17 protein-coding genes and 2 tRNA genes are annotated in these 21082 nt (G+C 56.2%); 10 read left to right on the forward strand and 9 right to left on the reverse strand.

Going from position 1 to position 21082, the window contains the following annotated elements; genetic code table 11:
• Positions 1-23: 23 nt before the first annotated feature.
• The 3 genes from ACMWLG_RS04495 to plaP all read left to right on the forward strand — a co-directional run bounded on the left by ACMWLG_RS04495 (position 24) and on the right by plaP (position 2583).
• Positions 24-953 (forward strand): LysR substrate-binding domain-containing protein, encoded by a 930-nt coding sequence (locus tag ACMWLG_RS04495; RefSeq protein WP_045403092.1) that lies wholly within the window; start codon positions 24-26, stop codon positions 951-953.
• A 219-nt stretch (positions 954-1172) separates the two neighbouring features.
• Positions 1173-1235, forward strand: a complete 63-nt coding sequence (yoeI, locus tag ACMWLG_RS04500) for a membrane protein YoeI (protein ID WP_099458931.1) — start codon at positions 1173-1175, stop codon at positions 1233-1235.
• Complete coding sequence (gene plaP / locus ACMWLG_RS04505) at positions 1225-2583, forward strand: putrescine/proton symporter PlaP (protein WP_023312362.1); 1359 nt, start codon at positions 1225-1227, stop codon at positions 2581-2583. Before yoeI ends, plaP begins: the two co-directional genes overlap by 11 nt.
• Positions 2584-2701: 118 nt before the next feature.
• On the opposite strand, the gene sbcB is transcribed toward plaP, so the two are convergent.
• A complete protein-coding gene (gene sbcB, locus ACMWLG_RS04510) occupies positions 2702-4138 on the reverse strand; it encodes an exodeoxyribonuclease I (protein WP_373873228.1) in 1437 nt (478 codons plus the stop codon).
• A gap of 198 nt (positions 4139-4336) precedes the next feature.
• Between sbcB and dacD the strand changes: the two genes are divergently transcribed.
• From dacD to ACMWLG_RS04530, 4 genes are all read left to right on the forward strand, one after another.
• Positions 4337-5503 carry a serine-type D-Ala-D-Ala carboxypeptidase DacD gene (gene dacD / locus ACMWLG_RS04515; protein ID WP_023312360.1) on the forward strand — a complete coding sequence of 389 codons (1167 nt, stop codon included), beginning with the start codon at positions 4337-4339 and terminating at the stop codon, positions 5501-5503.
• A 119-nt stretch (positions 5504-5622) separates the two neighbouring features.
• The gene (gene sbmC, locus ACMWLG_RS04520) at positions 5623-6096 is read left to right on the forward strand and encodes a DNA gyrase inhibitor SbmC (protein ID WP_023312359.1); all 474 of its coding nucleotides are present in this window, start codon (positions 5623-5625) and stop codon (positions 6094-6096) included.
• A 92-nt stretch (positions 6097-6188) separates the two neighbouring features.
• On the forward strand, positions 6189-7247 hold the full coding sequence (locus ACMWLG_RS04525) for an FUSC family protein (RefSeq protein WP_023312358.1): 1059 nt from the start codon (positions 6189-6191) through the stop codon (positions 7245-7247).
• A gap of 158 nt (positions 7248-7405) precedes the next feature.
• Positions 7406-7741 carry a DUF496 family protein gene (locus ACMWLG_RS04530; RefSeq protein ID WP_008499467.1) on the forward strand — a complete coding sequence of 112 codons (336 nt, stop codon included), beginning with the start codon at positions 7406-7408 and terminating at the stop codon, positions 7739-7741.
• Between the two features lie 47 nt (positions 7742-7788).
• On the opposite strand, the gene ACMWLG_RS04535 is transcribed toward ACMWLG_RS04530, so the two are convergent.
• Together ACMWLG_RS04535 and ACMWLG_RS04540 are read right to left on the reverse strand one after the other, a co-directional pair.
• Positions 7789-8124 (reverse strand): gamma-glutamylcyclotransferase family protein, encoded by a 336-nt coding sequence (locus tag ACMWLG_RS04535; protein WP_045403099.1) that lies wholly within the window; start codon positions 8122-8124, stop codon positions 7789-7791.
• 53 nt (positions 8125-8177) lie between these two features.
• Positions 8178-8253, reverse strand: a tRNA-Asn gene (locus ACMWLG_RS04540).
• A gap of 161 nt (positions 8254-8414) precedes the next feature.
• Between ACMWLG_RS04540 and emmdR the strand changes: the two genes are divergently transcribed.
• Both emmdR and ACMWLG_RS04550 read left to right on the forward strand, forming a co-directional pair.
• A complete protein-coding gene (gene emmdR, locus ACMWLG_RS04545; protein ID WP_123244567.1) occupies positions 8415-9869 on the forward strand; it encodes a multidrug efflux MATE transporter EmmdR in 1455 nt (484 codons plus the stop codon).
• A gap of 103 nt (positions 9870-9972) precedes the next feature.
• A tRNA-Asn gene (locus tag ACMWLG_RS04550) sits at positions 9973-10048 on the forward strand.
• A gap of 142 nt (positions 10049-10190) precedes the next feature.
• On the opposite strand, the gene ACMWLG_RS04555 is transcribed toward ACMWLG_RS04550, so the two are convergent.
• The 3 genes from ACMWLG_RS04555 to shiA all read right to left on the reverse strand — a co-directional run bounded on the left by ACMWLG_RS04555 (position 10191) and on the right by shiA (position 14820).
• Positions 10191-11957: an aminopeptidase P family protein gene (locus ACMWLG_RS04555; protein ID WP_045403102.1), complete on the reverse strand. Its 1767-nt coding sequence runs from the start codon at positions 11955-11957 to the stop codon at positions 10191-10193.
• 18 nt (positions 11958-11975) lie between these two features.
• On the reverse strand, positions 11976-13430 hold the full coding sequence (locus ACMWLG_RS04560; RefSeq protein WP_023312354.1) for an AMP nucleosidase: 1455 nt from the start codon (positions 13428-13430) through the stop codon (positions 11976-11978).
• Between the two features lie 73 nt (positions 13431-13503).
• Positions 13504-14820 (reverse strand): shikimate transporter, encoded by a 1317-nt coding sequence (shiA, locus tag ACMWLG_RS04565; protein ID WP_045403105.1) that lies wholly within the window; start codon positions 14818-14820, stop codon positions 13504-13506.
• 253 nt (positions 14821-15073) lie between these two features.
• Here shiA and pagP point away from each other — a divergent pair, with 253 nt between their 5' ends.
• Positions 15074-15649, forward strand: a complete 576-nt coding sequence (pagP, locus tag ACMWLG_RS04570) for a lipid IV(A) palmitoyltransferase PagP (protein ID WP_045403108.1) — start codon at positions 15074-15076, stop codon at positions 15647-15649.
• Here the strand turns inward: pagP and ACMWLG_RS04575 are convergent.
• The 3 genes from ACMWLG_RS04575 to ACMWLG_RS04585 are packed head-to-tail and all read right to left on the reverse strand — an operon-like array spanning position 15646 to position 20755.
• Positions 15646-16611 (reverse strand): acyltransferase, encoded by a 966-nt coding sequence (locus ACMWLG_RS04575; protein WP_045403111.1) that lies wholly within the window; start codon positions 16609-16611, stop codon positions 15646-15648. The genes pagP and ACMWLG_RS04575 overlap by 4 nt on opposite strands.
• Entirely contained in the window at positions 16608-19670 is a 3063-nt protein-coding gene (locus ACMWLG_RS04580) for an efflux RND transporter permease subunit (RefSeq protein ID WP_045403114.1), read from the reverse strand. The genes ACMWLG_RS04575 and ACMWLG_RS04580 overlap by 4 nt, the downstream gene beginning before the upstream one ends.
• Positions 19670-20755: an efflux RND transporter periplasmic adaptor subunit gene (locus ACMWLG_RS04585; RefSeq protein ID WP_045403119.1), complete on the reverse strand. Its 1086-nt coding sequence runs from the start codon at positions 20753-20755 to the stop codon at positions 19670-19672. The genes ACMWLG_RS04580 and ACMWLG_RS04585 overlap by 1 nt, the downstream gene beginning before the upstream one ends.
• Positions 20756-21082: the final 327 nt, after the last annotated feature.

Here is a 21082-nt window from a genome sequence, read left to right on the forward strand (position 1 = left end):
TCGCGCACCAGAAGGGGGCGAGCATGAAACCGCTGCTGGATGTTCTTATTATTCTGGATGCTCTGGAAAAAGAGGGGAGCTTTGCCGCTGCGTCAGCAAAGCTCTACAAAACCCCATCTGCGCTGAGCTATACCGTTCAAAAACTGGAAAGCGATCTCAATATCCAGATCCTCGATCGCTCCGGACACCGCGCACGTTTCACCCGTACCGGACAGATGCTGCTGGAAAAAGGCCGTGAAGTCCTCCATACCGTTCGTGAGCTCGAAAAACAGGCCGTAAAACTCCATCAGGGTTGGGAAAACGAGTTGGTTATTGGCGTGGATGATACCTTTCCGTTTTCACTCCTGACGCCGCTGATTGAAGCCTTCTATCAACACCACAGCGTGACCCGGCTTATCTTTATCAACGGTGTGCTGGGTGGCTCCTGGGAGGCCTTGACGCAGGGCAGGGCGGACATTTTCGTCGGTGCGCTCCATGAGCCTCCCCAACTGAGTGATTTTGGTTTTGCCCGGCTGGGCGTGCTGGAGCAGGTATTTGCCGTGGCGCCCCATCACCCGCTGGCTCAGGAACCCGAGCCGCTTAACCGTCGCGTGATTAAAGGCTACCGCGCAATCGTGGTCGGGGACAGCTCTCGTCCGGAATGCTCGGTCTCCTCGCAGCTGCTTGATGAGCAGGAAGCCATTACCGTTTTCGACTTTAAAACCAAGCTGGAACTGCAAATAAGCGGCCTGGGCTGCGGCTATTTACCTCGCTATCTGGCGCAGCGGTTTATTGACAGCGGCGCGCTTGTTGAAAAACAGGTACTTGCTCAAAGCAATAATGAATCGGTGTGGGTAGGCTGGAATGAACAAACTGCCGGGCTTGCAAGCGCCTGGTGGCGAGACGAGATTTTAGCAAATAGTGCTATCGCCGCCGTTTACTCTCAGCCCGGCGTCCAGAAATCAGCCAGTTAGTAAAAAGAAAATTGTCCCATGCTTTGCAAAGTATTGCCTTTTGTATCCGATGTGGGGCAAAATGCGGCCGCTGCAACCAAATGAATAATCGACGATATAAAAGGCGTCGGTTATTTTTTTTTGCATGTACGAAACGAAACTAAAAACCAAGAGGCCGGGCTTCGTACCGGATAGATATTTACTAAAATCCGACAGTTGTTGTCGCTGAGGAAGAAAGAAATGGGGCAATTTTTCGCTTACGTGGCGGTTATCACCGTAAAGGAGAATAACTATGTCGCATAACGCAACTCCAAACACCTCTCGCGTGGAATTACGTAAAACGCTTACGTTGATTCCGGTTGTTATGATGGGCCTTGCCTATATGCAACCGATGACGCTGTTCGATACATTCGGTATCGTATCAGGCCTCACAGACGGTCATGTGCCGACGGCTTATGGCTTCGCGCTGATTGCGATCCTCTTTACCGCGCTGAGCTACGGTAAACTGGTGCGTCGCTATCCGTCTGCCGGTTCCGCCTACACCTATGCCCAGAAATCCATCAGCCCGACAGTTGGCTTTATGGTGGGCTGGTCTTCGCTGCTCGACTATCTGTTCGCGCCGATGATCAACATTCTGCTGGCAAAAATTTATTTTGAAGCGCTGGTGCCGTCGATTCCATCCTGGATGTTCGTCGTGGCGCTGGTGGCCTTCATGACTGCCTTTAACCTGCGCAGCATTAAGTCCGTTGCCAACTTTAACTCCGTGATCGTTGTGCTTCAGGTTGTCCTGATTGCCGTTATTCTTGGCATGGTGATCTATGGCGTGTTCCACGGCGAAGGCGCTGGTACGCTGGCGAGCAGCAAACCGTTCTGGTCTGGTGATGCGCATGTGATCCCGATGATTACCGGGGCAACCATTCTGTGCTTCTCCTTTACCGGTTTTGACGGCATCAGCAACCTGTCTGAAGAAACGAAAGATGCAGAGCGCGTGATCCCTCGTGCAATCTTCCTGACAGCGCTGATTGGCGGTCTGATCTTTATTTTCTCGACCTATTTCCTGCAGCTGTACTTCCCGGATATCTCCCGCTTCAAGGATCCGGATGCGTCTCAGCCAGAAATCATGCTCTATGTTGCGGGTAAAGCGTTCCAGGTTGGCGCGCTGATCTTCTCCACCATTACCGTACTGGCGTCCGGTATGGCCGCGCATGCAGGCGTTGCGCGTCTGATGTACGTGATGGGCCGCGATGGCGTATTCCCGAAAAGCTTCTTCGGCTACGTTCATCCAACCTGGCGTACCCCGGCGATGAACATCATCCTGGTCGGTGCCATTGCGCTGCTGGCGATTAACTTTGACCTGGTGATGGCAACGGCGCTGATTAACTTCGGTGCGCTGGTGGCGTTCACCTTTGTTAACCTGTCGGTTATCTCTCAGTTCTGGATCCGTGAAAAGCGTAACAAGACGCTGAAAGATCACTTCCAGTATCTGTTCCTGCCGATGTGCGGTGCCCTGACCGTGGGCGCGCTGTGGGTTAACCTGGAAGAGAGCTCGATGGTGCTTGGCCTGATTTGGGCGGGTATCGGCCTGATTTACCTGGCCTGCGTCACGAAGAGCTTCCGTAACCCGGTTCCACAGTACGAAGACGTCGCGTAATGACTCGCCGGGTGGCGCTAGCGCTTGCCCGGCCTACAAAACGACACACCCGTAGGCCTGTGCCAGCGGGCAAAAAAAAGCCGGAGACATCGCCTCCGGCTTTTTTTATACCCCTCGCTCAGACAATCTCTTGAGCGTACTGGAACAGGGATTTCAACAGCGCCTGTTTCTCAGCATTCCCTTCATACTGGCTATAAAGCATTTCCAGCTCCTGGGCATAGCTGTTAAGAAACTCCTGGGTAAAGACATTGCGACGATGCTGCAGCCAGCGATCCTGCTCTGCCTCGTCCAGCGTGCCGGGGAAATTACGCGCGCGGTAGTTAAACATCAGCTTTTCGATGCGTTTATCGGCGAAAGTAATATCCAGCGCCGGTAAGTTACGCGGCTCGGTTTGCAGAACGATATTCATCGCCGCGCGGTCGGCATCGCTGAAGAAGCCGTTGTAGAGCTGGGCATCCACGTTTTCAGACGGCACGAACGGCTCCGCCTCGGCAAAGATAGCAACCACTTTCTCGCGCACCTGCGGGTTTTCGCGCAGCACTTTCAGGTTATCGAGGCAGTGCTGCCGGTTAATGCCCAGTCTGTCCGCATCTTCCGGGCGCAGCGTATTCGCCTGCGCCAGTACCGGACATTTATTGATATGCACCAGTTTGACCGGCACCGCAGGCAGATCGCCGAGCTCATTTTTCGGGGTGTAAAGCCGTTCGCGCAGGCTGTCGCTGTCGAGCTCAAGCAGCGGCGAAATATCGCCGGCTAAATCCACCATGATGACCGCATTACGGTTGTCCGGATGCCAGGCCAGCGGGGCAACCCAGCTGGTATTGCCGCGCCAGGCGCCAAACATGCCGGAGATATGCACCAGGGGTTTCATCTGCGGTACGTCGATAAGGGTCATGAGCTTCTGCTTGCTGCGGTGGCTCAGCAGATACTCAAACAGCCGGGGCTGCGCGTTTTTCACCAGTTTCGCCATGGCAATGGTGGCATAGACGTCCGCCATCGCGTCGTGGGCATTGCTGTGCTCGATGCCGTTGGCGCGCGTCAGGTGTTCCAGCCGGAAGCTGGTCAGCCCTTCCTCATTTTCAGGCCAGTTAATGCCCTCAGGACGCAGGGCATAACAGGCGCGCATGATGTCGAGCAAATCCCAGCGTGAATTGCGGTTCTGCCAGCTCCAGGCATAGGGATCGTAGAAGTTGCGATAAAAAACGTTGCGCGTCACTTCGTCATCGAAGCGGATGTTGTTGTAACCGACCACGCAGGTATTGGGGACGGTAAACAGATCGTGGATGCGTCGGGCGAATTCTGCCTCGTTAACGCCTTTCTCGCGCGCTTCCTGAGGAGTGATCCCGGTGACCATGACCGCCCCGGGCTGCGGCAGGTAGTCATCAGCCGGTTTGCAGTAAAAGACCTCAGGCTCGCCAATAATGTTGAATTCGTCGTCGGTACGAATGGCGGCAAACTGCGCCGGTCGGTCCAGCGCCGGGTGCGTGCCAAAGGTTTCGTAGTCATGAAATAAAAAAGTCGGGCGAGCGGCAGAGTCAGACACCAGTAATACCATCCTGTTAAAAAATGACGTCACTATGGTAAACGATCGTGCGGTTCAGACCGAATAAAAAGCACCGCCGTGACGCAAATTTGCGCGCCAGCTTCAGAGAAAAATCTGCGTTCTGTCACATTTTTTTGCAATTAAGCCAGGTAACGACATCAGAACTCCCGTAAAAAGGTCATCGATTTTTAATGACCTGAGGATATACCGTTGAAACGCCGTCTGTTTATTGCTGTTTCTTTACTCGCTTCGAGTGTCTCATCTGCTTTTGCGGCCGAACCACTGGATTTTTCGCCGCAGCCTCCGGCCATTCAGGCTGGCTCCTGGGTGCTGATGGACTACACGACTGGTCAGATCTTAACGGCGGGCAACGAACATCAACAACGCAATCCGGCGAGCCTGACCAAGCTGATGACGGGGTATGTGGTTGATCGGGCCATTGATAGCCATCGCATTACGCCGGACGACATTGTCACCGTCGGGCGTGACGCGTGGGCAAAAGGCAACCCGGTTTTTGACGGCTCGTCGCTGATGTTCCTGAAAGAGGGCGATCGCGTCTCGGTGCGTGATTTAAGCCGCGGTCTGATCGTCGATTCCGGCAATGACGCCTGCGTGGCGCTGGCCGATCACGTGGCGGGCGGTCAGCCGCAGTTTGTGAAGATGATGAACGACTACGTGCAGAAGCTGAACCTGCGCGATACGCACTTTGAAACCGTCCACGGGCTGGACGCGCCGGGCCAGCACAGCTCGGCCTATGACCTGGCCGTACTTTCCCGGGCCATCATTCACGGCGAGCCTGAGTTTTACCATATGTACAGCGAAAAGAGCCTGACCTGGAACGGGATCACCCAGCAAAACCGTAACGGCCTGCTGTGGGATAAAACCATGAACGTGGACGGGCTTAAAACGGGGCACACCTCGGGAGCGGGCTTTAACCTGATTGCCTCCGCCGTTGACGGGGAGCGTCGTTTAATCGCGGTGGTGATGGGGGCGGACAGCCCGAAGGGGCGTGAGGACCAGGCCCGAAAACTGCTGCACTGGGGGCAGCAGAACTTCGATACGGTGCAAATCCTGCACAACGGTAAAAAAGTGGGGACAGAGCGTATCTGGTACGGCGATAAGGAGCAGGTAAAACTGGGTACCGACCAGGACTTCTGGCTGGCCCTGCCGAAAGCGGAAGTGCCGAACATCAAAGCCAAATACGTGCTGGATAAAAAAGAGCTGGAAGCGCCGATTGCTGCGCATCAGCGGGTCGGGGAGATCCAGCTCTATGACCGTGACAAGGTGGTGGCGCACTGGCCGCTGGTGACGCTGGAAGCCGTTGATAAAGGTGGACTGTTCTCTCGCATGAGCGATTATCTCCACCACACGCTTTAACCGCTGATGGGCAGACTGGCAGGGTTGCGAGTCTGCTCACATAATAAACACTCCTCGTTTGCCGATAATAGTAATCCAGCCTTATGGTGTATAAATATACAGTAATAAATGGAGGCAGCATGGACTACAGCATCAAGCAGCAACATAAACGTAAGATTGCCGGTTTTCATTTGGTCGGACCGTGGGAACAAACGGTAAAACAGGGCTTTGAACAGCTGGTGATGTGGGTGGACGGGCGCCACATTGAGCCGCTGGAGTGGGTTGCGGTCTATTACGATAACCCCGATGAGGTCCCGGCAGAAAAACTGCGCTGCGATACGGCCGTTACGGTGCCGGACGATTTCGTTATTCCGGAAAACAGCGAGGGCGTCATGATGACGGAAATCGCGGCCGGGGATTATGCCGTGGCGACGGCGCGCGTGGAAAACTACGACTTCGCCACGCCGTGGTATCAGTTCTTTAATTCCCTGCTGCAGGACAATAAGTACCAGATGGCGCTCAAACCCTGCTTCGAGCGCTATCTTAATGACGGCAATGCAGACGGCTACTGGGATATCGAAATGTATATCGCGGTAGAGCATAAAACGGCTTAAGCCTGCTAAATGAAGGGTTTTTCAGCCGGGAGCGATCCGCCCGGCTGAAAACACAGTACAATTGTGATTTGCCGTGTAGCTGGAGAGCGGGTGTGCGTCCCGACAAATCATTAACCCCTTTTGAAATTCGGTTGTACAAACATTACCGCGTGGTGCACGGGTGTCGCATCGCGCTGGCTTTCGTATTGACGTTTGTGCTGGTCCGTTTGCTGGATGTTCCGGAAGGGACGTGGCCGCTGATCACCCTGGTAGTGGTAATGGGGCCCATCTCGTTTTGGGGGAACGTTGTTCCGCGCGCCTTCGAGCGAATTGGCGGGACGGTTTTAGGCTCGGCCCTTGGGCTTATTGCCCTTAAGCTGGAGCTTATCTCGTTTCCGGTGATGCTGGCATGGTGCGGTGCCGCCATGTTCCTGTGCGGCTGGCTGGCGTTGGGCAAAAGACCGTATCAGGCCTTGCTGATTGGGATTACTCTCGCGGTGGTTGTCGGTGCGCCCGCCGGGGATATGACCACGGCGCTGTGGCGAAGCGGGGATGTCATCCTGGGGTCATTGCTGGCAATGCTTTTCACCGGTATCTGGCCGCAGCGGGCTTTTCTGCACTGGCGTATTCAGATGGCGAACTACGTCACCGCCTTTAACCGCGTCTATCAGGCCGGTTTTTCCCCGAATCTGGTCGAACGTCCCCGGCTGGAAAAGCATCTGCAAACGATCCTCAACGATGTGGTCAAAATGCGCGGCCTGATCACGCCTGCCAGCAAAGAAACCCATATTCAGAAATCGATTTTCGAAGCCATCCAGACGGTAAGCCGCAATCTGGTCTGCATGCTTGAACTGCAGATCAACGCGCACTGGGCCTCGCGTCCCAGCCATCTGTTAATGCTGAACGCGCAAACCCTCAAAGAGACCCAGCAGATGACGCAGCAAACCCTGTTGACCATTGCCCATGCGCTCTATGAAGGGAACCCGCAGCCGATACTGGCCAACAGCGAGCGGCTGAATGAGATCGTCGCGGAGCTGAAGCAGTTAATCAATGAACGCCAGAGCGATAACGTAGCGGAAACGCCTATTCATGGCTACGTCTGGCTGAGCATGGAACTGGCGCGGCAGCTTGAGCTGTTATCGCACCTTATTTGCCGGGCGCTGCGCAAATAAAAGGCTTATGTGACGCCTGCTGCTTCGATTCAGCAGCAATTGGGGTTATGATAGCTTTAAACGATATACTCATTGTCATTCGCAGCCGCTGTCAGTAAGGTTATTGTTACAACGGTTGCCTTAACGAATCCGAATCTCACATTATCAGGGGTGTAAAAATGGAAACTACCAAGCCTTCGTTCCAGGATGTTCTGGAATTCGTCCGCCTGTTCCGCCGCAAAAACAAGCTGCAGCGTGAAATCCAGGACGTTGAGAAGAAGATCCGTGACAACCAGAAACGTGTTCTGCTGCTCGACAACCTGAGCGACTACATCAAGCCAGGTATGAGCGTTGAAGCTATTCAGGGCATCATCGCCAGCATGAAGAGCGACTATGAAGACCGCGTTGATGACTACATCATCAAAAATGCTGAGCTGTCCAAAGAGCGTCGTGACATCTCTAAAAAGCTGAAAGTGATGGGCGAAATCAAAAACGGCGAAGCAAAAAGCGAGTAATCGCAGCGAATAGTGAAAAAGGCTCTCTGGTGACAGAGAGCCTTTTTTTATGATTCAGAACGCGGCTGTAGCTGATAAATCCAGGCCTGAACCTGCTTGCCTTCAAGGGTGGTCACCGTGACCTCAACCCGATCGTAGCCGTCTTCAAATTCGTCCAGCATCTGCCAGTGTGCGGCAAGGTTATCCGAGATAAACAGATAGCCTTCGACGCGGGGGGCGTCAGGGTGGAGCACAATTCCCGGGAAGTCCGCCGCGGCGCCCCAGCCGCGTTCGTAAAACGTGCCGGATACGGAACCGGCCAGCCATTCGCCGCCGATGTTTTCAAGAATATGCGCATTAGAGTGGCCCGGGCGCAGCGTGCCGTAGACAAACAGAGCGTTCATTTTCCCTCATCCGCAAAGCAAAAAGCCTGCTTTAAAAGCAGGCTTTTTAAATTTGGCTCCTCTGACTGGACTCGAACCAGTGACATACGGATTAACAGTCCGCCGTTCTACCGACTGAACTACAGAGGAATCGTTGTGGAGGCTTATCTTAGCGGCGAAAAAAGTTTTGTCAAACCTGATCTTAGGGAAAATCGACTGATTGCTGATTCTGTCGTCAGTTTGTTGTAAATCCACACATCTTTTTCTGGAAAATACTTTGCAGGATTAGCATTTGTCCCCCATCATTTGAAATGGAGTTTCAACTTTTCTCGCTAAGGTCCATTTTGAACGTCACTGCCTCCTTACGCCAGGCGATAACTCGCACGCCATGGTATGCAAAACGTAAAAGCTATCGTGTCCTGTTCTGGCGTGAAATCACCCCTCTTGCCGTGCCTATCTTCCTGGAAAATACCTGCGTTCTGCTGATGGGGGTTTTGAGCACCTTCCTGGTGAGCTGGCTGGGAAAAGAGGCGATGGCTGGGGTTGGGCTAGCGGACAGCTTTAACATGGTGGTGATCTCGTTCTTTGCCGCCATAGACCTCGGGACGACGGTGGTGGTGGCCTTTAGCCTCGGCAAGCTTGATCCCAAACGTGCACGCGAGGCGGCCCGCCAGTCGCTGATGATCATGACCATTTTTTCGATCGTTCTGGCGGCGGTGATCCACTATTTCGGTAAAGAGATTATCGATTTTGTCGCCGGGGAGGCCACTAACGAGGTTAAAGACCTGGCGCTGACCTACCTGGAAATGACCGTCTTAAGCTATCCGGCGGCGGCCATTGCGCTGATTGGCAGCGGCGCGCTGCGCGGGGCGGGCAACACCAAAATTCCGCTGCTGATCAACGGCGGGATGAATATCCTGAATATCATTATCAGCAGCGTGCTGATCTATGGCGTGTTCTCGTGGGAGGGGCTGGGATTCGTCGGTGCCGGACTGGGATTAACCATTTCACGCTATATCGGTGCGGCAGCCATCATCGGGGTACTGATGGCGGGGATTACCCCCTCGCTGCGTCTGACGCTGAAAAGCTATTTCCGCCCCTTTAATTTCGCCATTATCTGGGAAGTGATGGGGATCGGCATTCCCGCCAGCATTGAATCGGTGTTATTCAATGGCGGGAAGCTGCTCACGCAGATGTTTGTCGCCGGGATGGGCACCGACGTTATCGCCGGTAACTTTATAGCCTTCTCTATTGCCTCGCTGATTAACCTGCCGGGTAACGCGTTGGGTTCGGCATCGACCATTATTACGGGTAAGCGGCTCGGGAAAGGGCAGATAGGCCAGGCGGAGCGGCAGCTGCGGCACGTGTTCTGGCTGTCGACCATTGGGCTGACGCTGATCGCCTGGGGAACCGCGCCGTTTGCCGGGCTGATGGCCTCGTTCTATACCCACGAAGACGACGTTAAAGAGGTTGTTAAGATCCTCATCTGGCTCAACGCGGCCTTTATGCCCATCTGGGCGGCCTCATGGGTATTGCCCGCCGGGCTGAAAGGAGCGCGCGATGCCCGCTTTGCGATGTGGGTATCGATGCTCGGCATGTGGGGATGTCGCGTTGTCGCGGGGTATACGCTCGGGGTGATGCTCGGATGGGGGGTGGTCGGCGTCTGGCTGGGGATGTTCCTCGACTGGGCCGTGCGGGGCGCGCTGTTCTACTGGCGGATGGTCAGCGGGCGCTGGCTGTGGAAATATCCGCGAAAGAATGCCTGACAATTGCGCGAAGTGGAGAATAATTCGGCAAACGATCGGAAATATGCATTCTGCCTTTGACATCATGGGGGAGCATCGATAATATGCGCCCCGTTCACACGATTCCTCTGTAGTTCAGTCGGTAGAACGGCGGACTGTTAATCCGTATGTCACTGGTTCGAGTCCAGTCAGAGGAGCCAAATTTGAAAAGCCTGCTTTTAAAGCAGGCTTTTTGCTTTTCTGCGCAAGGGAAATGCAAAACGGCAACCGAGTTGCCGTTTTTAGTGTGTGCTCCCTCTCCCGTGGGAGAGGGTTGGGGTGAGGGCACCAGACCGCACGAAATTACACACCAATCGGCGCTGTCGCTTCCACCAGCCACGGACGCGCATCGCTATTCACCAGAGGTGAAAGCACCTCGCGTACCTGCCGGTGATACGCATCCAGCCACTGCTTTTCCTGCTCGCTCAGCAGATGCAGCTCAACCTGACTTAAGTCGATCGGGATCAGCGTCAGCGAGGCAAATTTGCAGAACCCCGGACGGCTCTCCACAATCTCAACCTGGTTTTCAATACGAATACCGTGGCTGTCGCCCAGATAGTAGCCCGGCTCGATAGTCATGATATTGCCCGCCACCAGCGGCCACGAATTGACCTTTTTGGCGATGCGATGCGGGTTCTCGTGGATCAGCAGCTGGTGCCCCACGCCGTGTCCCGTACCGTGATCGTAATCCAGCCCCATCTCCCACAGCGGGCGACGCGCAAACGCATCCAGCTGATGCCCCTGAGTCCCGGAAGGGAACTGCAGAGTAATGAGCGACAGAAAGCCTCTCAGCACGGCGGTGTAGTGCAGGCGCTGCTGCGGATCGACTTTCCCCCACGCCAGCGTGCGCGTGGCGTCAGTGGTGCCGTTAACATACTGGCCGCCGGAATCGTTCAGGTAAAAATGGTCATGGCCGATGGGCTTATTGCTGGCCTCGCTCGAGTGATAGTGGCACATCGCCGCATTGCTCGAAGAGGCGGAGATGGTTGCAAAACTCTGCTCGATGAACCCGGGCTGCTGTTGACGGAACGCAAGCTGCTGCGCCTGCGCGTCCAGCTCGGTGAGCGGTTTTCCTGCCGCCTCGCGCCGCGGCACTTCACGGCTCAGCCAGGCGAGGAAGTTGACCCACGCGGCCCCGTCCTGGTGATGGCACTCGCGATAGCCTGCCAGCTCGACCGGATTTTTAGTCGCTTTCATCAGGGTGATGGGGTCAGTCCGCCAGACAATTTCTCCCCGTGGCTCAACGGCGAAGCGCAGGGCCACCGGCGCGGAATCGGCATCAATCATCACCCGTTTGCCTTCAGCAATCTGCTGGCAGCGTTCAATAAAGGTATCCTGCGGGGCAACGGCGAACGCACTGCGCACACCGTCAGGCAGTGCGCTGAGCTTATTGTCGTTAACAAACCACTCAACGCTACCATCACGGCTGAGCAGCGCGAAGGAAAGAGGAACCGGGCTAAAGGGGATATCTGATCCACGCACGTTTAGCAGCCAGGCGATGTTATCCGGCAGCGTCACGGCGAGGAAATCAGCATTGTGTTCTGCCAGCACGGCGGCGACGCGCTGACGTTTGTCCGCGCTGCGTTCACCGCTGTGTTCAACCGGCATTTCACGGATAAGCCCCGCCGGTGCGGCAGGGCGATCGGTCCATAGCGTGTCAAACGGCGAGGCCTTCAGTGGCACCAGCTCGCACGGCGTGGCTGACAGCTGCTCAAACTCTGAATTGGTCATCAGCAGCGCGTCAAAACCGATGCGCGTTCCTGCCTCAACGTTTTCTGCCAGCCATTCTGCCAGCGGCTCGTTGTGCAGATGGTGGATCTCAACCTCATCCGTATTGACCTGAACGCGCGCCTGAACCTGATAGCGCCCGTCGACGAACAGCAGCGCTTTGTTTTTCAACACTAGCGCCACGCCGGCCGAACCGTCAAAGCCCGTCAGCCAGGCCAGCTTTTCGTCGTAGGGCGCGCAGTATTCGCTCTGCCAGGCATCCGCGCGCGGGACGATCATCCCGTCGAGTTGACTGGCCTCAAGCCAGTGGCGCAGGGCAGAGAGCGGTGATGTGCTGGACATTGTTTTTCCTTATCATTATTAGCGGAACGGCGGTTCGTTGAAGGTGCGCAGCTTGCGCGAATGCAGCTTGTCGCCCTCCGCGCGAAGTAAATCAATCGCACGAATACCAATCTGCAGATGCTCAGAGATAGCCCCTTCGTAGAAACGGTTGGCCTGGCCCGGAAGCTTAATTTCACCGTGCAGCGGCTTATCGGAGACGCACAGCAGCGTGCCGTAAGGGACGCGGAAGCGATACCCCTGCGCGGCGATGGTGGCGCTCTCCATATCGATCGCCACCGCGCGGCTCAGGTTGAAGCGCAGCGCGGAGGCGGAGTAGCGCAGCTCCCAGTTGCGGTCATCCGTTGTGACGACCGTGCCGGTGCGCAGGCGCTGTTTAACCTCTTCGCCCGGCATGCCGCTGACCTCTTTGGTGGCGTCGTACAGCGCGCGCTGTACTTCGGCGATGCTCGGGATTGGGATATCCGGCGGTAGGACCGCATCAAGCACGTGGTCATCGCGCAGATAGGCGTGGGCCAGCACGTAGTCGCCAATCAGCTGGCTTTCGCGCAGGCCGCCGCAGTGGCCAATCATCAGCCACACGTCCGGGCGCAGTACCGCCAGATGGTCGCAGATGGTCTTGGCATTTGACGGGCCAACGCCGATGTTAATCAGGGTGATGCCCTGACCGTCTGCGGTGATCAGGTGCCAGGCGGGCATCTGGTGCTTTTTCCACGCCAGGTCGGAGATCGCCTGCTCGGGGGCTTCGGTTTCAGCGGTGATCCAGATCCCGCCCGCGCAGGACAGCGCGATATACGGGCTTTCCGGGTCGAGGATCTGGCTGCAGCCCCAGCGGACAAACTCATCGACGTAACGGGTGTAGTTGGTAAAGAGCACGAACGGCTGGAAATGTTCGACTGGCGTACCGGTGTAGTGGCGCAGGCGCGCCAGGGAGAAATCGACCCGGCGGGCATCAAAATGCGACAGGGGAGAAAATTCTGCCGGATGATAAATCCCGTCGGCCGTCTCATCGCCAATCTGTGAAAGCTCGGTGGTCGGGAAGTGGCGGGTCAGCCCCGCGCTCATGGAGCGGTCAAGAGTTAACGCCGAACCGTCAATCACGTAGGGATAGGGGATCTCATGCTGGGAGGGCTCAACGGCAATGTGCGCGCCGTAATCCTGGTACAGCAGCGTGAGTTGTTCTTCAAGATACGGGCGGAACAGCGCAGGGCGGGTGACGGTGGTGCTGTAGCAGCCGGAGTGGGTAAAGCGCGCGTAGGCGCGGGTTTTGGGATTACTGCTGGCGCTGCCGTCCCAGGTCACAGAGAGCGATGGATAAACAAAAAGGCCCTCGGTTCTGGCCTTTTGGTCGGGAAGTTTCCCTGTTTCGATATATTCGCTGATGGCGCCGCGCAGCGCGTTGACGGACTGTTCATACAGCGCGTCGAGTTTTTCCAGCGCCTGAGCCGGGGTCAGGCTGGAGCCCTTATTATTCATCTCTGTCTCCTTGTTCCACAGGTGTGCGACTCTACCCGATAGTATGTCACACGCCTGTGAAACAAAAGGGAGATCAGCGGTGGCTCGTCTCTTTCATCAGCAGCGCCGTTGCCGCCGACAGCAGGCAGCCGGCGAGCAGATAAATCGCCACGCTGTGCCAGTTGCCGCCGGAGAAGGTCACCAGCGCGGCGGCAATAAACGGCGTAAATCCGCCGCCGACCACGCTTGCCACCTGGTAGCCCACTCCCGCGCCGCTGTAGCGGTAGCTTGCGCCAAACAGCTCGGTGAACATCGGCTGCTGCACGCACACCACCATGTCGTGAGCGATGTTGGCGAGCATGATGGCGAAGAAGACAATCCAGAAGATCGACTGCGCCTCCAGCGCCATAAAGAATGGCCAGGCGCTGAGGGTGCCAATCAGCGCCCCGGTGATGTAAACGCGACGGCGGCCAAACCTGTCCGCCAGCCACGCGAAGCAGGGGATTGTCAGGCAGCTGATCCCGCCGACCAGCAGGCCGATATTCAGGAACAGCTCGCGCGGCAGACCGAGATTCTGCGTCGAGTAGTTCAGGGCAAACGCGGTGACGATATACATCGTCAGCAGCTCGCACAGGCGCAGGGCGATAATTTTCAGAAAAGCGCCAGGGTGCTGAACCAGCGCTTCCATCACAGGCAGACGCTTTTTGGCGAGCGGTTTTTCCAGCTGTTGTTTTTCAAACTCAGCCGACTCCTCCATCCCGTTACGGATCCACAGCGCAGCGATGACCAGCACGATGCTGAAGATGAACGGAATGCGCCAGCCCCAGCTCAGGAACTGCTCGTCGGTAGTAAGCTGGCTGATTAGCGATACCAGCCCGGTGGAAAGCAGAAGGCCTACGCCGTACCCGACCTGTACGCCGCTGCTGTAAAACGCTTTTCTGTGCTTCGGCGCGCTCTCAACGGACAGCAGCGCCGCACCGCCCCATTCGCCGCCTACGGCGAAGCCCTGGATGGCGCGCAGGGTGACCAGCAGTACCGGTGCCCACCAGCCGATAGAGGCAAACGAGGGGAGAATACCGATAAGCGCGGTGGCGATCCCCATCATCCAGACGGTGAGCATCAGCATGCGCTTGCGGCCGAGACGGTCGCCGAAGTGGCCGAAGATCACACCCCCCAGCGGGCGAAACAGAAAGCCAACGCCGAAGGTGGCAAACGCGGCGAGCGTGCCCATCGCAGGGCTGACCTGGGGGAAGAATTCGCGGTTAAACACCAGCGCGGCGGTAATGCCGTAAAGCAGAAAATCATACCAGTCGACGACGGCACCCGCGAAGCTGCCGAGTGCGGCGCGGCGGGCACGATTGAGCGAAGGGGTCTCCTCGTTGGGACGATCGGAGATGAGGGTGGAGTCCATAGTTGTCCTGTCCGTACTAATTTTTAATTATTGGTATAAGAAAAGGTCACTCACATTGCGCCGTTATATAAACGGAACCTATGAGACTACCGCGACAAAACGCCCGAGAAAACGTTTTTATCTTTCCTGAAGGTGCTGAATAAATAAATTTCATCTTCGCCTGCAGCGAGATAATTGTGTCTTCTGGCTCCGTTACAGGCTGAATGGTTTACAGTAATAGTGACCGCGCGTGAGTTAAGCTGAGGGAATAACGATGCAACGCACCTTTTCGGCATTCTGGATGATTCTGTTTTTATTCGTCGCACCGCTTCATGCGGAGCCCAACGTCTATGGTGAACAGCGTATCAGCGGCTGGTGGAACGCGCTGACGGACGATATTTCGCAAACCTGGGAGCAGCCTCAACGTTACGATCTGTACCTGCCGTTTCTGAGCTGGCACGCTCGCTTTATGTACGACAAAGAAAAAACCGATAAGTACAACGAAATGCCGTGGGGCGGTGGCCTGGGCGTTTCCCGCTATAACGAAGAGGGCAACTGGAGCGCGCTTTTCGCGATGATGTTCAAGGACTCGCACAACGAATGGCAGCCCGCGATGGGCTATGGCTGGGAGAAGGGCTGGTATCTGGATAATGCCAAAGATTTCCGCCTTGGGCTCGGTGCTGCAGCGGGAATCACGGCGCGAGATGATTTTGCAAACTATGTACCGCTACCGTTCATTTTCCCGCTGTTCTCTGCCGGCTACAAGCGCGTTACCGTCCAGTTCACCTATATTCCTGGAACCTATAACAACGGCAACGTGCTTTTTGCCTGGCTGCGCTTAGGCTTTTAAAGGGTGATCACCTTTTTTGCCACGGCGTTAGACAATACCAGCATGGAGAAGAGAACAGAGGTGACGAACGTAAGCACAATCAGCGCCAGCTTCATACCGAGAGAGGTCACCGGTATGAGCGCCGTCAGCAGATGAAACACCGAGTAATGCACAATGTACACGCCGGTCATCGTTTTGCTGATGGCGGCCAGAATGGACTCTTTAAATTCAGCATTGCGGCGAAAGCGCACGCCGTTTGCCGCAATCACCAGCGCGATGATCAAAATGTAAATTTGAGAGCCGGTGAGAATAAAGGCGTTTCTGTCCGCCTTGAACAGCGCGAAGAAGAAGTGGCGCTCGTAAAACCAGGTGAAGAGGTAGATAAACGGGATGGCGACAACCGCCGCCCTGACCACATTTTTGCGGCTAATCCACTCGGCGACTTTCGGGTCGCAGAAGAGTTGCCCCGTCAGATAAAACAGCAGCCACGTCCACAGCCGATACTGTGGTGAAAGAGAAAGGACATGCGTTTCAGGATAAAGCGCCGATAGCAGATCGTATCCGTAGGAAAAGAGCAGCAGGGCGGCAATCGCGCCGCAGAACAGCGCTCGCCGCTGGCTGAGCCACTCCACCGCCGGGTGGAAGGTGTAAATCACCACAAACGCAAACACGAACCAGGGCTGGATTAAATAGCCGCGCTGATAGGGCTCCCACAGGTAGTAGATCGTTATCCAGAACAGAAAAACAATCACCAGGCTTTTAATTTTACCCAGCTGCCAGCGGGTGCCGTGCCGGGATTGTCCGTCGAGATAGCCCGCAACCACAAAAAACAGCGGCGTGGCAATTGTCGAGATAAAGGTTAAAAACCCCAGGATCCAGTGATAGTCATAATCATAATGATCCCAGGTATTATAGATGGTGAAGAAGGTGACCGCCGTCATACAGCCCAGCGTTTTGATAATGTTCAGCCCTGTCGCATTCATTGTTGTTTGGCTTCGTCCTTACGATGGAAACACGCATAAATCACGGGGAGTACCAGCAGCGTCAGGATTGTAGCAAATCCCAGTCCAAACATAATGACAACGGCCATGCTCTGGAAGAAAACGTCCAGCAGCAGCGGAGCCAGGCCCAGTACGGTCGTGAAAGCGGTGAGCAGGATAGGGCGCAGGCGCGAGGTGGCGGCGTACACGATCGCCTCGTGCTGGTCCTTTTGCGTTTTCTGCTGTTCGATCTCTTCCACCAGCACGATGCCGTTACGGATGAGCATGCCGCTCAGGCTCAGCAGGCCAATCAGCGCCATAAAGCCGAACGGGATACCGGTAATCAAGAATCCAGGCGTGACGCCAATCAACGCCAGCGGCACGGTCAGCCAGATGGCGACGGCATTTTTTACCGAGCTGAACATCAGTACGGTGATAACAAACATCACCAGATACCCGAGAGGTAGCGTAGTGAATAGCCCCTGCTGCGCTTCGCTGGAGTTTTCCGCGTCGCCCCCCCACTCGATGCTGTAGCCGTGTGGCAGGCTAAGGGCATCAATCTGCGGCTTCACGCGGGCGAGAATGTCCCCGGAGGTTTGCTGGCTCAGCGGGTCCGGGTCCGTCTGCACCGTCAGCACCCTCGAGCGGTCGCGTCGAAGGATGAGCGGATCTTCCCACTCCAGCGAGAAGCGGCTGACGACGTTACTCAGCGGGATATACTGCTGCCGCGTCTGGCTCCACACCAGCACGTTGTTCAGGTGATTGGCGTCCAGCCGTTCGCTCTCAGGCGGGCGCACCACGACCGGGAGCAGGTCACTGCCTTCCCGGTACAGCCCAGCCCGGCTGCCGGAGAAGTTCATCTCCAGCGCGTTATCAACGTCCTGCTTATCTACGCCAAGCTCACGGCCCAGGGCGGCAACGTACTGTGGGCGGATCACCTTGCTGCGGTTTTGCCAGTCGTTCCTGACGCTGCCCGTGGCCGGGTCGCGGGTGAGGATGTCGTCCACCTGGCTGGCAATCAGGCGCAGCCTGTCAGGGTCGGGGCCTTTAATGCGCACCTCAATGGCGCTGTCGCCGGAGGGGCCAAACATGACGCGTTTGGTACTGGCGTTGACCTGCGGATAGTTTCGCGCGATGTACTCGTCAACGTGGCGCGTCAGGGCGGAGATGTTGCGCTGGTCGTCCATGCGCACCATGATCTGCGCATAGTTGCTGTACTGGCGCTGTCCGCTGTAGGTCAGAATGAAGCGCATACTTCCCTGACCAATGGTTGAGACGGTGGTCTCCACGCCCGGCTGGCCATTGATCGTCTTTTCAATATCGCTGGTCATTTTCTCAGTCCACTTGATATCGGTACCGTAGGGTAGCCACAGGTCGACAAAGAAAATCGGCGTATTAGACGACGGGAAAAAATTTTGCCGCACGGCGCCGAAGCCCCAGACAGAGGCTGCCAGCAGCGCAGCCATCACAATGAGCGTCGGTGCCTTATGGTGCAGCAGCGCGTTAAGCAGGCGCTGGTAGGCGCGGTAGAGGCGTTTGTCGTAAGGATCTGACTCGTCGGTTTTATCGGGCGCGCTGTCGTTTTTAAACAACCACCACTTAATCAGCACCGGGGTGAGGGTGAGCGCCGAGAACCAGCTCAGCATCAGGGAAATCAGCAGCACCTGGAACAGGGATTTACAATATTCCCCGGTGGAATCCTGCGACAGCCCGATAGGGGCAAACGCCAGTATGGCAATCACCGTCGCCCCCAGCAGCGGCAGGGCGGAGCGGCGGATGATGTAGTTCACGGCGGTCAGCAGTGGCGAGCCCTGCTGTCGGGCAATCAACACCCCTTCGACAATCACGATGGCGTTATCCACCAGCATGCTGAGGGCGATAATCAGCGCCCCGAGCGAGATGCGCTGTAGCTCAATGCCACACAGATACATAATCAGCAGCGTGCCCAGCACGTTAAGGGCGAGAGAAACCGCGATGATGATCCCGCTGCGTACGCCCATAAAGATCAGCAGCACGCCGATGACAATCGCCAGCGCCATCAGGAAGTTAATAATAAAACCGTTAACGGAGTGGCCCACTTCGGCTGCCTGATCGTAAAACAGATTTATCTGTATACCTGCCGGTTTTTCCGCCGACATCTGGCTTAGCTTCGCCTCCAGCGCGTGGCCCACGTCGATAACGTTCACGCCGGGAATAAACGAGACGCCCATGGTGACGGCTTTTTTGCCGTTGGCATGGTAGATACTGGCTGGCGATTCGTTCAGCCCGCGCGACAGCGTGGCGATATCCCGCAGACGCGTCGCCGCCCCGGTGCCGGAAGGCGTGATGATGATATCCGCCAGTTCATCAAGATTCTCGAACTCACCGGTCGGGTGCAGGCGAATGGATTCGGTGCCGGAGGTGATTTCTCCTGCGCTGGAAACGACGTTAAGTCTGTTGAGCAGGGCGGAAAGCTGGTTCAGCGTAATGCCGCGCGCGGCCATTTTGGTCAGGGAGATATCGATGTTGACCTGTTGGCTAATCGCCCCGCCGATGGCGACCTTCGCGACGCCGGGTATCAGAATTAACTCCCGGCGCAGCTGCTCCGCATATCTCACCAGTTCAGGATTACTGAATTCATCTCCGGAAATGGCGAAGAAGAAGCCGAACACGTCGCCGAAATCGTCATTCACAAAGGGCGTGACGACGCCGGGCGGAAACTGACGCGAGGCATCGCCTACGCGGCGTCGCAGTTCATCCCAAATCTGCGGCAGCTCGTTCGAGTGATAGCGAGAAGCGATGTTAACGGTGATTTGCGACAGACCGTTTGAAGAGATGGAGCTCACGTTGTCCAGATAAGGCAGCTGCTGAAGGGCATTCTCCAGCGGAAGCGTCACCTCCTCTTCAACCTGCTGAGCGGATGCGCCGGGGTAGTGGGTGACCACCACTGCGGTTTTGATGGTAAAGGCGGGATCTTCCAGCCTGCCGATATTCAACAGGGCAAAAATACCCCCGATGCCCAGCAGCAGGATCGTTAGCCAGACGCGAACAGGGTTATTAATAAATTGACGAGAGATATCCATTACAGTCCCCGTTCACGCGTCCAGATACGTACCGGCTGGTTAGCATGGAGCTCCCCAACGCCCGCGGCCACCACGCGTTCGCCTGCCTTAAGCCCGCTGGTAATCACCACCCCTTCGGTGCTCACTTGCCCCACGCTGACCTTGCGGTCTTCGAGATGGAGCGCGTCGCCTTCGCCCGTCACGACCCAGACGTGCGGCTCGTTGCGCGGGCTGTTGTTCGGGTTAAAGACTGCCTCAACCGGTACGACCAGCGCCTGAGCGTCCGCGCCCGCCGGAAGGTTGGTTAAATTGATGGTCACCGTACCGCTTACGCCACCGACGGCGGGAAAATCATCCGGGCGCGGCATGGTCAGTATCACCTGCCAGGTCAGGGTATTACTGTCGCTGCTGCCCGAATGCTCTTTGTAGACGGCGGTAAATTCCCGATCCGGCATAGCGTTAATTTTCACCACGGGGCGATACTGCGCGTTGCGGATATCAAAGGCCTTAAACAGGTTTTCAGGGATACTGAACACCACGTCCAGCAGGTCGGTGCGGGTTAACGTGGCAATGGGCTGACCGGGGGACACCACCTGATGGTTTCGGACATGTACGCTGGCCGCCGTCCCGCTGAAGGGGGCGACGAGCGTCATCTGATTCAGCTCTTCCCGGGCAATCTGTAGCGCCGCATTCGCCGAATCGCGGTTCGCACGCTGCACGTCCATTTCTGCTTTCGAAATCGCCTGACGGCCCGCCAGCGTCTGGAAGCGATCGAACTGCCTCTGGGCCAGCGTCGCCGCCGTTTGTCTGTCGTTAACCCGCTGCTGGGCTTCACGGGCGTTCAGTCTGGCAAGCTGTTGCCCCTGCTTGATGGCTGCGCCCTGACGCACATCGAGCGCTTCAATTTGACCGGCGCGCTTGAAGGAAAGGTCTGTGGCATCGCCCGATTCAATGCGGGCGGGAAAAACGCGCTGCCGGGCGTGACCGGGAACCGTCACCTCCGCCACTTTTACCATCCTGGGCAGGGGGGCGGCTTGCTTCGGTTTCGGGTCGCACGCCGTGAGCGTTAACAAAACGAACGGTAAAAGAGAGAGGTAGCGGTTCACTGTATTCCCCTAATAAATAACTGTTTTATTTATTCCATCACCTGGACAGGGGGTGACACTATTCTGCCAGAACAGTGACGACCATATAGGTAAATAAACCAATCGCCGTGCTGGCGATAATGGCAAGTGCAATAAACATACCCAGGCGGATCAGGCTTAAACCATACATACATTCCTCCATGAGCCGGAAGCGGTGGCTGACTATGAGCATAGTCGGCGAAAAGATAAATGTTAAATAACCATTATCAGTGGGGAAGCGCTAAACCTGATATTCCTGTGCTACGTTTAATATTATCCATCTTTTTTACCGTAGCTGGCATTAAGGGC

Source organism: Enterobacter sp. 01-M-02-SI-ECC, assembly GCF_047530595.1.
GTDB classification, from domain to species: Bacteria; Pseudomonadota; Gammaproteobacteria; order Enterobacterales; family Enterobacteriaceae; genus Enterobacter; species Enterobacter cloacae_M.